5 protein-coding genes are annotated in these 14984 nt (G+C 61.0%); 4 read left to right on the plus strand and 1 reads right to left on the minus strand.

Annotation, left to right across the window (positions count from 1 at the left end):
• The first annotated feature begins 712 nt into the window (after positions 1–712).
• The 4 genes from C7S18_RS10415 (at position 713) to C7S18_RS10440 (ending at position 13718) form a co-directional block, all read left to right on the plus strand.
• Complete coding sequence (locus tag C7S18_RS10415; protein ID WP_170113214.1) at positions 713–8692, plus strand: beta strand repeat-containing protein; 7980 nt, start codon at positions 713–715, stop codon at positions 8690–8692.
• Between the two features lie 367 nt (positions 8693–9059).
• Complete coding sequence (locus C7S18_RS10425; RefSeq protein WP_106891504.1) at positions 9060–9854, plus strand: WSC domain-containing protein; 795 nt, start codon at positions 9060–9062, stop codon at positions 9852–9854.
• Positions 9851–12727 carry a coiled-coil domain-containing protein gene (locus C7S18_RS10430; RefSeq protein ID WP_106891505.1) on the plus strand — a complete coding sequence of 959 codons (2877 nt, stop codon included), beginning with the start codon at positions 9851–9853 and terminating at the stop codon, positions 12725–12727. Before C7S18_RS10425 ends, C7S18_RS10430 begins: the two co-directional genes overlap by 4 nt.
• A gap of 358 nt (positions 12728–13085) precedes the next feature.
• A complete protein-coding gene (locus C7S18_RS10440; protein WP_146151866.1) occupies positions 13086–13718 on the plus strand; it encodes a hypothetical protein in 633 nt (210 codons plus the stop codon).
• A 310-nt stretch (positions 13719–14028) separates the two neighbouring features.
• Here the strand turns inward: C7S18_RS10440 and C7S18_RS10445 are convergent, their stop codons facing one another.
• Positions 14029–14736 carry a hypothetical protein gene (locus C7S18_RS10445; RefSeq protein ID WP_106891508.1) on the minus strand — a complete coding sequence of 236 codons (708 nt, stop codon included), beginning with the start codon at positions 14734–14736 and terminating at the stop codon, positions 14029–14031.
• Positions 14737–14984: the final 248 nt, after the last annotated feature.

Here is a 14984-nt window from a genome sequence, read left to right on the forward strand (position 1 = left end):
CTGCAACAAGCACTCGCGACCACCATGGCGTTCGGCCCCTAAAGCGGTTTCAGCGCGGGCAGGCAGATTTGGCCGGCACAGCGCTCTGATTTCGCCTGCCATGGTATCCAGGCCCGCACGAAATTGCACCGGCGCCCAATTGCGGCGCCTAGGGAGCCTCTGAACAAGTTCAAAGGCGATGCGGGCCATGGATGGCCCGCCCAGAATCGAGCACGCAATTGCTTGATTCTGGAGCAATGAGTCCGGACGTGTGCCGGACTCATTGTGGGTCTGAAAGTCCAGGATGGACTTGTTCAGACCCTCCCTAGATCTGAGCTCTGGGTGATCGCAACCATTCGATGCAACAAGTGCCCGGTAAAGGCGCGCCTGGCGACCACGCACAACATGATCGTGCGGCGGATCCAAGATCATTCGCGCCTTGTTGCATCGCAACAAACCCGCCGGACGTGAAGCCGGCACATGAGGCCCAAATCACTGTCATCACGATGCGCCGTACAGCGGGTGTCCGCCTGGCCCGACCCCTTACGTTTCAAGCCGAAAGATGGCCGCCCCAACCTGCCGAGACTCCTGTAGCATTCGAGATTGGTGCGAGACGTTCTCAAGGGGTAACGCGATGTTTTCGTTCGAATCTTATTGTTCTGGTAGATCTAAGGCGCTCGTCGCTGCCGTGGCGCCTCGGATGCAAGGCCTGGCACACATTGGGCGGCTATCATTGACGCTCCTACTTTGGTGGGGCTTAGCCGCGAGCGCGGTCGCCCAGGTTGACGTGACGGCATCGGCCGGCACCGCCAATGCAAGCTACACGACCTTGAAAGGCGCGTTCGATGCCATCAACGCGGGTACGCACCAGGGCGTCATTGGCATCGGCATCTCCGGCAATACTACGGAAACCGCAACAGCCGTTCTGAATGCCAGTGGTGCCGGTGCGGCGGTGTATACCTCCATCCTGATCAATCCCACGGGCGGCGCGGCGCGCACCATCTCGGGCGCCATCGTCGCCGGCAGCCCCCTGATCGACTTCAGCGGTGCCGACAACGTCACCATTGACGGTCTGAATACGGGTGGCAACTCGTTGACCATCGCCAACACCACGGTATCCGCCACTACGGGCACGTCCACCATCCGCTTCATTGGTGGTGCAACGAGCAACGTGGTGACGAACTCGAATATTCAAGGCTCCGGCACCATGTCGGTGGCGACCAACGGCGCGGTCATTTTCTTCAGTACGGACGCCGTAACCGCCAACGGTAACGACAACAATACGATCTCGAACAACAACATTGGCCCAGCCGGTGCGAATCTGCCCACTAAGGGTATTCTGGGCAACGGTTCGACGACGACCACTGCCATCGGCAACAGCGGCATCGTCATCAATAACAACAACATCTTTGACTACTTTGGTGCAGCGGTTACGAGTTCCGGCATCGCCACCAACGGCGGCTGCAATAACTGGTCGATTACGAACAACCGGCTCTTCCAGACTGGTACTCGCACGTGGACAACGGGCGCTTTGCATATTGGCATAGACATCCGCCCCACTACTGCAACCAGTGGCGCACAGGGCTTTACCATCACAGGCAATACCATCGGCTTTGCGTCAAACACCCAAACCGGCACTTACACGCTGACCGGCGCCGGCACGGGTGCCAAGTTCCAGGGCATCTTGTTCAACGGCATCGTCGCGGGCACGACGACCAACGTGAATAACAACACGGTGGCGGGTGTCAGTATGACCGGAGTCACTGGCGCCGGCACAACGACCAACAGCCCGTTCACCGGCATCCTCTTGCAGGAGGGCAACCTCGTTTCGAATGGCAATACCATCGGCAGCCAATCGGCAGCGGGGTCCCTGACGTTTTCCACGACGACCACGACGGCGACCGATGTTTATGGCATTCACAACTTCACTTCGAATGCGTGGACCTCTAACAACAACACGGTCGGTGGCATTTCGGCCACCAACCTGGGCGCGTCCGGCACCTTCCTGTTGATCGGTATACGTGCGTTCACGGGTACAACCGTCACCTGGAACGCCAGCAGCAACACCGTTGGCGGCACCGTCGCCAATTCGATTCAGTTGAATGCAACCGGGACGGCCTCGCAGGTACTCGGTATGTTTACCAGTAATGCGCCCGCCGTGCTGACTGGCAATACGGTGCGCAACCTGACGACCAACATCGGCACCGGCACGACGACCACCGCGTCGGTCATCGGTATCAGTATCACCAGCGCGACCCCAAACTCGACCCTGAGCCAGAACACCATCGCCAACCTGACCAACACGAATGCGACGGCGGCATCGGTAGTGACGGGGGTTCAATTCAACGGCGCTGCGGCAAACGTCGTGGAGCGCAATCATATTTCTGGACTTTCGGTGGCCACCAACAGCACGGCAGCCGAAGTGAATGGTATTCGGGTAGCCGGCGGCACGACCAACTACCGCAATAACATGATCGCCATCGGTGCTGGAACCGGAAATGCAATCGGCACGGGTTCGACCACGGGCGGCATTAACGGCATCTTCGAAGCCGCGGGTACCAACAATATCGTTCACAACAGCGTCTTCATCGGCGGCGCGCCCACTGCTGGCGTTGGGCCCTCGTACGCCTTTAGCAGCACGCAGGTCACGGTGACGCGTACGGTTCGCGACAACATCTTCTTCAATGCCCGTAGCAATGCGGGCGCCACGGGCAAGAACTACGTTCTGCGGATTGCTGGAACCGCCCCTAATCCTGCTGGGTTGACGAGTAACAGCAACATCCTGTTCGCGAATGGCAGCGGTGCCGTGTTCGGCTTTTTCAATTCGCTCGACGTTGCCGACATCAGCGCATGGCGTACTGCGACAGGCCAGGACGGCACCAGTATCGCGCTTGACCCGGTCTTCGCCGCGCCAACAGCTGCGACACCTGATCTGCACCTGCACGCGACCAATCCGACGCCGGCAGAAGGCAATGGCGCGGATGTGGGCGTGGTTGATGATTTCGATGGCCAGACGCGCAGCGGCTTGACGCCGGTTGACATTGGTGCCGATGCAGGCAACTACAATGGTGTGGACTTGGCGCCGCCGGCCATCACCTATGCGACGCTCGGTAATACGTCCCAGACCACTGATCGCACGCTCGTCGTCACGATGACCGACGTCAGTGGCGTTGCCACCGGCGGTCTCGCGCCGCGCATCTACTATCGCAAGAACGCTGGCAGCTATGTGTCGCAGGCTTGCAGCCTGGCATCAGGCAGCGTCACCAACGGAACCTGGAACTGCGTGATTGGCAACGCCGCCGTGGGTGGCGTGGTCACCGCGGACACGATCGGATATTTTGTGGTGGCCCAGGATGTCATGGGCAATTTGGTGTCCAACCCATCCGGCGCCGTTGCGACCGATGTCAACACGGTCACGACACCGCCCGCGCCGAACACTTACCTGATCGCAATCCCGTTCTCGGGACTCATCCCAGTGGGCGCTGGTCAGACCTTCACGTCACTGACCAATCCGGGCGGATTGTTTGAGGCGCTGAACAACGGCGTTGCGACCGGGAACATCACGGCCGACATCGTCAGTGACCTGCTGACCGAAACGGGCACCCACCCCCTCAACCGAATTTCCGAAGAAGGCGCTGGGAACTATACGTTCGTCATCCGCCCAAGCGGCGCTGCACGCGCCATTTCCGGCTCGTTCAACGGCGCACTGATCCGGTTCAATGGCGCAAACCGCGTGACCGTTGATGGTTCCATTGGCGGTGCTGGCACGGATCGCAGCCTGACCATCACGAACACGAGTGTGACCACACCATCAGTCGTGCTGTTCGGCTCGGTGGGTACGACCCCGATCACCGACGGCACGTTGCGCAACACGATCATCACCAATGGTGTGAATACCAGTAGCGCGGTGGTCATTTCCGATGGAACGACCTTGGGGAATGCGGGCCGCTTCAACAACATCGTTGTCCGCAACAATGATATTCGGCGCGCCTTTGTCGGGGTCTTCGCAACCGGTGGCACCACGCCACAGGGTGGCGCCAACTTGACCTACGCAGAGAACACCCTGAACACCACGGGTGCAGACGCCATTCGCGACGTCGGCCTGTACATGCAAGGTGTCAACGGCGCAACAGTGACTCAGAACACTGTTGCGAACATCGACAAGGTCAATGACGAGAACGACGTTGGCATCTGGCTCGCAACCGGCACCATCAACGGCACGGTCTCAGGCAATACAGTCAGCGGCATCGGCTATACCGGCACCGGTGCGTTCGGGGCAATCGGCATCAACCTGACGCCAAGCGCCGCGAGCTCCAATCTGGTGGTCTCCGGCAATCGAATTTCAGACATTTCCAGCAATGGCAACTCCACTGGCTCCCTTGCCCGCGGCATTGCCTTGTCTGGTGCCTCGTCTGACCTGACCATCGAAAAGAACGACGTACAAGGCATCATCAATACCAGCATAGGCACCTTCCCCGCCTACGGCATCGATATCAGTGGCGGCAATAACGTTCTGGTCAGCAACAACTTCGTCAGCAATGTCAGCTTCAACATGACCGGTGGTGCGGCGTTCTCAACCCAGTTCGGGGTGTTCGGCATTCGCATCAGTGCTGGCACGGGGCACCGGGTCTATCACAACTCTGTGAACCTGTCGGGTGCGCTGCCCGGCACGGCCGCAGCATCGTTGCTGACGACCGCCTTCGGTCTGGTCAACACCTCTTCGACGGGTCTGGACGTACGCGACAACATTTTCGCGAACAACATCACAGGCGGCACCACGTCGATTGCCCACGTACCGGTGTATCTGCCATCCGGCGGCACCTCGGCGATGAATCTGACCTGGAATAACAACGCCTACTTCTTCGGCACTGACGCCGCGAGACAGGGCGTTGGCCAAGCCGGCACGACGGCAGGTACGAACTTCTTTACGACCTTGCCCGCGCTGACCGCATACACGAGCACGCTGTCTGGTTCCGGCACGAATGACAATGCATCGCAAGCATCGACCGGGGCCGTGCCGTTTGTGAGCGGGACAGACTTGCATCTGCAGCCATCCAGTCCGCTTGCAACGGCTGGTGTGCCGATTGCGGCGGTTACCACAGATATCGACAACCAACCGCGCTCGGCCACGACGCCAGCCATGGGTGCCGATGAGTTAGTAGCCGACTTGGCGATCACCAAGACCGACGGTGTCGCAACGGCGACCCCTGGCGGCAGCGTGACCTATACGATCACCGCATCGAACGGCGGCCCAGCCAATTCCAGTGGCACCGTGGCCGATACCTTCCCAGCCTCGTTGACGTGTACGTGGACGTGTGTGGGCGCTGGCGGCGGTACTTGCACGGCCTCGGGCTCAGGCAACATCAACGATCCGGTGAATCTGCCTGCAGGCGGGTCCGTGACGTATACGGCATCCTGCACGATTTCAGCGGGTGCAAGTGGCACGCTGAGCAACACGGCAACCGTGACTGGCGCAGCAGCCGACCCCAACGTCGCCAATAATTCAGCGACGGATAGCGACACCCTCATCGCCACAGCGGATCTCGCCATTACCAAGACAGACGGCGTGGCAACGGCGACTCCTGGCGGCAGCACGACGTATACGATCACTGCGTCGAATGCTGGCCCGTCCAACACCACCGGCACGGTGGCCGATACGTTCCCAGCATCACTGACGTGCAGTTGGACTTGCGTCGGCGCGGGCGGTGGCACGTGTACGGCGTCGGGCGCTGGCAACATCAATGACCCGGTGACGCTGCCAGTAGGCGGATCGGTCACCTACACTGCGTCGTGCACCATCTCGGCTGCGGCGACCGGCACGTTGGCGAATACCGCCACGGTCGCTGCGGCGGCAACGGATCCGAACCCCGGTAACAATTCCGCGACGGATACGACCACGCTCGCTGCGTCGGCCGATCTCAGCATCACCAAAACCGACGGCGTCACGACGGCCACCCCGGGCGGCAGCGTGACCTACACGATTGTTGCGGCCAATCCTGGCCCGTCGAATACCGCCGCCACCGTGGCCGATACCTTCCCGGCCTCGCTGACGTGTACCTGGACGTGCGTTGGCGCTGGCGGCGGAACCTGCACGGCATCGGGCTCGGGCAACATCAACAACAGTGTGTCGTTGCCGGCTGGCGGGTCGGTAACGCATACCGCCACGTGCGCGATTTCCGCAGCCGCAACCGGTATCTTGGCAAACACTGCGACGGTCACGGGCGCGGCAACGGATCCGAACCCTGCCAACAACTCGGCCACCGATACCGACACGTTGACGCCATCAGCCGACGTCAGCATCACCAAGACCGATGGTGTGACGACAGCGACTCCGGGCGGCAGCGTGACCTACACCATTACGGCTGCGAATTCCGGACCATCGAACACCGCCGGCACGGTCGCCGATACGTTCCCGGCCACGCTGACGTGTACCTGGACCTGCGTCGGGGCTGGCGGCGGAACGTGCACGGCGTCGGGCTCGGGCAACATCAGCAACAGTGTGAATCTGCCAAGCGGCGGCTCGGTCACGTATACCGCGGCGTGCACCATCTCGCCGTCGGCCACGGGCACGCTGTCGAACACCGCCACCGTGACCAGCGTTGCGACTGACCCGGTGCCCGGCAACAACTCAGCCACCGACACCGACACGTTGGGCGCCAGTGCTGACCTGTCGATTACCAAGACGGACGGTGTCACCACCGTGACCGCGGGCGGCTCGACGACCTACACCATCGTCGCTTCAAATGCTGGCCCGAGCATCGCAACGGGTGCCACTGTGGCTGACACGTTCCCGGCGACGTTGACGTGTACCTGGACTTGCGTCGGCGCGGGTGGCGGCACGTGCACGGCGTCGGGATCGGGCAACATCAGCGACACCGTCAACCTGCCAAGTGGCGGCAGCGTGACCTACACGGCTGCTTGCACGATTTCAGGCGCGGCGACCGGATCGCTCACCAATACGGCAACCGTTGCGGCTCCTGCTGGCACGACTGATCCGACACCGGGCAACAACTCGGCGACCGACATTGACGCGCTCGGCGCCAGTGCGGATCTGGCGATCACGAAGACAGATGGTGTTGCCACGGTAACCGCCGGCGGCTCGACGACGTACACCATTACGGCATCGAATGCCGGCCCAAGTGGCGCGACTGGTGCGACCGTTGCCGATACGTTCCCGGCCTCGCTGACGTGCACCTGGACATGCGTTGGTGCGGGCGGTGGCACATGTACAGCTGCTGGTTCCGGCAACCTCAATGACACGGTCAATCTGCCAACCGGCGGTAGCGTCACCTATACGGCCTCGTGCACGATTTCGGCCGCTGCGACGGGATCGCTGGTGAATACCGCGACGGTTGCCGCACCGGCGGGCGTGACGGATCCGACGCCGGGCAACAATTCGGCGACGGACACCGACACCATTGCCGGCAACGGCGATTTGTCGATCACCAAGACGGATGGTGTAACGACCGTGACGGCAGGTGGTTCGACCATCTACACAATCACCGCGACCAATGGTGGCCCAAGTACTGCAACGGGTGCGACCGTTGCCGACACGTTCCCGGCGTCGCTCACGTGCACCTGGACCTGCGTTGGCGCGGGCGGCGGCACGTGCACGGCCTCGGGTTCCGGCAATATCAACGACACGGTCAATCTGCCGAGTGGCGGTAGCGTCACGTACAGCGCCACCTGCTCGATCTCGGCCGCCGCGACCGGATCGCTCAGCAATACGGCCACCATTGCCGCACCAGCTGGCTTTACCGACCCGACGCCCGGCAACAATTCGGCCACGGACACCGACACCATCGGCGCCAGCGCTGATCTGTCGATCACCAAGACCGACGGTGTCACGAATGTCACGGCAGGCGGTAACACGACGTACACGATCGTCGCTTCGAACGCCGGCCCAAGCTCGGTGACTGGCGCGACGGTTGCAGATACGTTCCCGGCGTCGCTGACTTGCACTTGGACGTGTACCGGCGCGGGTGGCGGCACGTGTACCGCGTCTGGTTCAGGCAATCTCAGCGACAGTGTCGATCTGCCGAGCGGTGGCAGCGTGACTTACACGGCCGTTTGCGCGCTGGCTGCCAACGCAACCGGCACGTTGACGAATACCGCGACGGTGGCGGCCCCCGGCAGCGTGACCGATCCGAATCCCGCCAACAATTCGGCTACGGATACGGACACGATCACGGCACCAGCGGGTGCAGTACTGAATGCCACCAAGACCGTGAGCGGCACATTCATCCCAGGATCGCCCGTGACGTACACCATCGTCGTGACCAATGCAGGCTCTGGTGTTCAAGCCGACAACGCGACTGACGAGTTCACCGACACCCTGCCTGCCGGCCTGACGTTGGTGTCGGCATCGAGCACTTCGGGAACTGCAACGACAGCGGCCAACGTCGTGCACTGGAATGGCAGCATCGCAGCCTCTGCCAGCGTGACCATCACCATCAATGCCTTGATCGACGGCAACGCCACCGGCCAGATCGTCAACCAAGGCACAGTGTTCTTTGATGGCGATGGCAACGGCTCGAACGAATCCAGCGCGACCACCGATGATCCAGGCCTGCCTGGCGGCACGGACGGCACCGGCTTCCTGGTGCTTGGTCAGCAGGTTCCCGTACCGACACTGGACCGCTGGGCGCTGCTGCTCTTGGTTCTGACGATAGTGGGAGCCGCAGTTGCTTTTCGCGGAACGCGTTGGATGTAATTCGCGCCATTGATTGACTGGCAAAACGGCGCCTTCGGGCGCCGTTTTTTTTGGTCTGAGTCTTAGCTTCACACTCGATGGCCGCCGCACTGTACGTCAGTCGAAGCCATCCGGGATTTGGCGCAACTGCAGAGGCTCGGCTCGCCAGAGTGTTGCCACTGCCGCCGACTCGTAACTCGGACCGTTGGCGATATCACCAGAACGAACGCTTTGAGCGCAGCGCCGACAAGCGAGAGTCACGTCAACGTTGCGCATTGACTTGCCGGTGTCGATTGCGTCGTGATTAACGGCGACGCTCATCATCGTTTGCCGCGCCGCATCGAGCGGTAGTAACCTCGGCTGCAGCAGGCAGGATCGGGAGGGCGTCATGAGAAGGCCATGGCTCATTGGTTGCGCCATCGTTTGTCTGTTGGCGGCCGCAGTGGTCGTGATCGCGGCAAGCGCCCTCTTCTACGTCAAAATGGGGACGGGCGATCCGACCCGGACCGTCCGGCAATCGCCCGCTGCCGTCGATCTGGCCGATCCGGATCAACTGGCACCAATCCGGGTTGGCGAGCGTGTCGAAGCACTCAGTACCGATGGCTGGCAGTGGGCAATTGTCGTGGCGCTGCCAGACCATGACACGGCGGAGATCGACTACGAGTCCGACCAATTGCCGAACGAGCGCCTTGATGTTCGACTGGTCCGGCGCGCGGCACAACCCATGACGCCCGAATCAGCGCGCATTGCGACGCCGAAGCCTTCAGGATCCAAACGCGGGGTCCTTCCGAGTGCTGGTGAAGCGTCGAATCGGACCGGCGTGCCGCCGCCCATCAAGCGGGAACCCGAGGCAGCCAGAGACGTACTGATATCTGGCGTTGAGAACGCCTATGTCGGTTGTTTCAACGACACCAGTGCATTGGAATTGAATGGATTCCTGGAACGTTCGGCCACGAACACGCCGCAGACCTGTATTCAGAAGTGTCGCGAGCTCGGCTACGCCTTTGCAGGTCTCCAGTACGGCGAAAGTTGCCTCTGCGGCAATGAGTATGGAAAGTACGGCGAGTCCGATCACTGTGACTACCCATGTACTGGCGATCCCGCACAGACGTGTGGCGGCTACAGCACGAACGCCATCTACCGTACGGAAGGCACTCTTTCGATCGAGGAGCGTGGACCATGATCACGTTGCGACATCATTGGTGGCGCGGGATGCATTCCTGGCGTGTGGTCCGCGGCTCCTGCCTACTGCGAACAACCGCGCTGTCGGTGGTGTTGTTGCTGACGGCGCCAATGGCATTGGCAGTGGAAGGCAGTGCCTGGGCATTGCTGACCGCCGAGCAGCAGGAGCAAGTGGCAACGGCGTTCGCCGAGCAGGTCGCCAAGTACATCGACGAGACCCCGGAAGAAGCGAAGAAAGAGCGCGAACAGAATCTCGTGCAGATCGAGTTGTTGCGAGAACTGGATCGGATCAATCAGCAGGATGGCACCCGCACGAGTGACGAGATGAGGTCGCTGGTACGCCGGCTGTATGGTCCGACCGAAGCCGAGCGCGTGCTGGAAGGCATTCGCAACGGCCAGCCACGGCGCCGCCATCGTGCCGAGACCAAACAGCTTCGTGATTTGCTGGACGAACTGGAGAAACCCGAAGCATCGTGGCAGCGACGATACGCGCAGCAGTACGGCCGCATGCTGTTGACGACTGGCCTCAGAAACGCCAAGAAGTACTCGGAACTTGCTGGGGACATCAGCGGCGGCGAATACGGCAAGGTCAAAGCGACGATCGCTGAGGCAGGTACCGCGGCATTCAAGCAGGTCGTCTCGGACGCTCTGGACGCTTACGGCTACGACGACACAAAGCTGGCGTTTCTGGCACTGATCGAAAACATCGACGACATCCGACCACTGGCGCAACATTTTCTGCGCGGAGACTGGGGCCAGCTGATTCTCGGTCTGCGCGACCTGGGCACGAAGAAATTGAAAACAGCATCGAAGAGCGCCGTTGCCGCATCCATCGATTGGGTACTGGACCCGATCGCAAGTGGTACCGGCGCAACCTATGTGGGCCTGCTGGAATCCGAAGTCGAGTTGCTCACCTGGGGCCGCGAAGTACTGAATCGCAAGGCAACCAAACCGTGTCTGGATTTGTACGTGCAGACGTATCAACGCATCAGCCCGAATGGCGAATCGCTGGGCGCAGCGGATCAGGCATATGATGATTACAAGCTGTGCAGCGAGCGCAGCTTTGGTGCATTCGGCTTTCGCGGCATTGATGACTTCGCTCGCGAAAACGGGATCGACGAGGAGCGCCTCTATCGACAGATGGCCGAAGACTATCGGCATGGCGACTTCACGTTCGCCAGCCAATGGCTCGCCGATCGAATCGAGGAACGCAAGCAGAATGCGGAGAAAAAACTCCTGGGGGACCTGACGGCTGTGCAGGTACGCATGGACGCCGTTGGCGGACGCTTCAACCGAGCCAGTACGGACGTCCTGAACAATCTTATCGCTGGTGTACTCGGCGATGCGCAACTGGCCGAACTCGAAGCGAAGGCGCGCGCCGCCATTCTGGAATCTGCCGACATCGCCGATCGGATCAAGCGGGCGCACAGCGGCGTGCTCGGCAATTGCACGGCGTTTGACGCCGCTCTCGCCGACATGGCCCGGACCCAGCAACTCGGGGCCGAGCTCGACTCAGAAGCGCAGGCCGTGAATATCTCCTTAAAGAATTTCCAGGGCTGCGCCGCCGACGCCGCAGCGCTGTCTGTGCTGCGGGCGCTGGACGCACCGAGTATCACGGCCTTCGACCAACTCGCTCGGGCGGTCACCGACACTGAAAGTGAGATGCAGAACACCTGCCGACTCCGTGAAAGCCAAGAGGTGCTCGCTGACCGTGAAACAGCGCGTGCGCAGCTCGATGCCTTGATCGCTCGTGGTGCACGCGTCAAGCAAGCAGCTGCAGAAGGACGCGCCGCGGCGCAGACACTGACCGACAGCGCGCGCCGCGCCGATGGTGCAGACATCGGTGATGACGGTCAGGCCCGTGCCCAGTTGGCGACATGGTTGGCGCAGGCCGCCACGCTGCCATCGGGCCTGGCACCCTTGCAGCAACGACTCGGTGAAGCCAAGGGTCGCATGGCGCAACAACTCGCGTCCGGAATCAACCTGGAGCGATTCGCCCAGGATCAGGCAGCACGAATCAAACCGATCTTGGCGCCGCATCGCGGCAGTCCTTTGCGTGCGCAGGTGCTGGCGTTGGAAGATGAGGTCACCCGTATGGTCAGCGATATCGCAGCCTGTCGCCGTGACATGGCCGACACCTGGTCCAAGGGTTCGGATGGTGCCCTGCCCGGCCGCCTGCAAAAGCTCATCACCCCTGAACTCGATGACCTGCCCATCCAGACGGCTCGCGCCGAGAAACTTTGCCCGGTACCGACGCAAAGCCCCGCAGCGCTCAGGCTCGCGATTTTGGCGCGGGCCGATGGCGTGGACGAATCCGTGACACTTATCAGTCTCGCCGAAGCAGCGGCGGATCGCTGCGTCGCGGAGGCAAATGTCGCGTTCGACACCACTCGAAGCGATCCCGCCATCCCAGTTACGCCAGACCCGGCACGATCGGTGTACCAAATGGTGGACGTCAAGCCTGACGCCATCTACGGCACCTGGAAGACCGTTGCCGATGGCACCATCGTTTTCGGCGACCATGAGGGCGACCACAAATACACCGGCACCCTGAACTGGGCCAGTCCGCCTGCAAGCATTGGTCCCGAAGGATTCTCGATCACGCTGAACGCACAATGCGAGGCAGGCAAATCGACCCGGCTCGCCACCGGCATCAATTTGAGCGCGGAGGGTTTCCTGGTCACCATATCAGCGGCTGATTCAACGCCAGTTACGGCCTCTGCGCCTGCGAACTGCGATCTGGGACAGAGTAATGCCGGCAGTATCACGGTCCACGTGAAGCCATGGAGTAACCCGAGTCCTGGCACCAAAGCCAAGATCCGCGTCGGCGCATTTTGGGGACTTGGCGTCGACTACTTTTACGAAGCACGGTGATCGCTCATGAAATTGCCGTTCTTTGAATTGGTTTGATCGTATCGCCACCGCGTGATCGAATCTGACTAGGCCCAGCAGGCGATGAACGGCTGTTTCCGCATGCTGATTGGATTCACCGTCATCATCCGCACCATCGCGCCCTTGCCGCACCAAACCTGATCGACATCGAGACCGGTCGCTTCTTGTTCGACGATTGGGCAAGCCATCGGCCAAAACGCTGGGTTTGCCGGGGCCAGCCGGTAATACTCGGCTGGCACCCAGCTACCCACCGAGCCCCGATTGAACCTGGTGTCAAGCTAGTTGGAGCCAAGCTTGTGTTACGCTGTCATCAAACCATCTACCTTCCACGAGGCCGCACATGCTAAACAGGATTCTCTTTGCTAGTTTGTTACTGGCGTCCACATTGGCTCAGGCCACAGTGATCGACGAAGTCGCTCTGAAGGCACAAGAGCGCGTCACACCGCCGACAGTCGTGCGAGGCGGCAATTCCGCCAGTTACGTTACGGACAACACCGGGGGACCAGAATGGCCGCGGCCGTTTGCCGACGGCACGTGTTGCTCGGGCCTCGGACCAGTTCGATATACCGTCCAGCCATTTTCGCTGTCCGCCAATGACACCTGCGACATCAGCTCCGTCCAGGCAGGGTTTGATGGCTACATCTTCGTCTATCAGGATGCCTTTGACCCCTTGAACCAGACCGTCAATTTCGTCGCGGGCGATGACGATGGCAATGGCGGGATCGGCACCTCCGATATCATGGGCTTGGCCTTGACCGGAAACCGCACGTACTACTTCGTCAGCACCGGCTTCGAACTGGGCGACGAAGGCAGCTTTTCGAATTCCATCACATGCCCATCGGCTAACGTGTTCTTGAACGCCGCTGCCGGTGTGTCGCGTTCGGTTCCGTCAAACAGCCAATGGTCGCTGGCACTGCTTGCCGCGATAACCGTGCTGGCCGGATTCTTGGCAATGGTGAAGCGCTCGCGTTAAGCAACGCCTGCCGATAGGTGTGTTGAACCAGAAAGGCCGTCAGCAGACCGCTGTCGGCCTTTTGTTTTGGGGTGACGCTCGACAAGCTGCAAGTGGTCCAGGCCCCACCTGAGCGCGACCGGCCGGTGGCAACGCGATCAATTGGGGCGGGCGTAACCGGCGAGTGCTATAGCCGACCAATAGGTGAGGCACGTATACGATGGACCACGCGTGTTGGACAGACAGTGCGAATCGCGACTGAACCAACCCCACATTCAACGAGCGTTACTGAACCGGCCTGTGATCGGGTCAATGTGCCAGCATCCTGGCATTACTGCTGATAGAACGCCTCGCGATCATGCGGACATGTTGCGGTAGGCACCGTATCGGCACTGGACCGCAAGGTCCAACACTCGTCAAATACCGAGCAGTAACAGACCTCCAGTTGGATTCGGCCACGGGTCGCATCCAGAGCCTGCCACACCTTCGCGGCAGCCTCGACTTGCCCAGTTAGTTCAGCTTGATTGACCGGGACTGGTCGCTGCCAGTTCAGGAGCTCAATTTTCTGACCAGCCCGCATGACCGAACCTGCGCTCGTTGACGTAACCAGCGGCTGCTCTCTGGTGCCAAGGCGCATCGAGGCCTCATAGCCGCAGCACGCTGCCAGCAGCGCATCGCTATTTTCGATAGGCAAGTCATCGAATCGCATCTTGACTGATCGGATTTGGGCGGGCCCCACCCCATCGTTCTCGATAGCCAGCACCAGCCGATCATCCCACCGCGCGGCCGCCGCATTCCACTCGGCGTTACCGGTGCTAAAACCAATATGTGGCCAAGATTGTGCCTGGACCAACCGCGCCATGTCGTCACCCTGGGCGATCGACAGCCAGATCGATGTCACCGACGTCAACAATGCACAAATGGCGACCAGCAAATCAAGATGCTCCCGCAGACGCGCGTAAGCACTGGCAACGGCGGGCGACGATTCAAGCTTCTGGGGCTTGGATGCCGGCACTGCCTGACGGTCTTCTTGTTCCATGAGCCCCTACCTTGCCGCCCAACTAACCATCACGCACCTCGACCAAATTCTGTCCAACATTGCTTGGGAGCCTCTGAATAAGTTCAGAGGCGATGCGGGCCAGGGAGGGCCCGCCCAGAATCGAGCACGCAAGTGCTTGATTCTGGAGCAATGAGTCCGGACACGCGCCGGACTCATTGCGGGTCTGAAAGTCCAGGATGGACTTATTCAGACCCTCCTTTGTTGAATAGTGATGCCTGAAACAGTCC

The sequence above is a fragment of the Ahniella affigens genome (assembly GCF_003015185.1).
In the GTDB taxonomy this organism is placed as follows: Bacteria; Pseudomonadota; Gammaproteobacteria; order Xanthomonadales; family Ahniellaceae; genus Ahniella; species Ahniella affigens.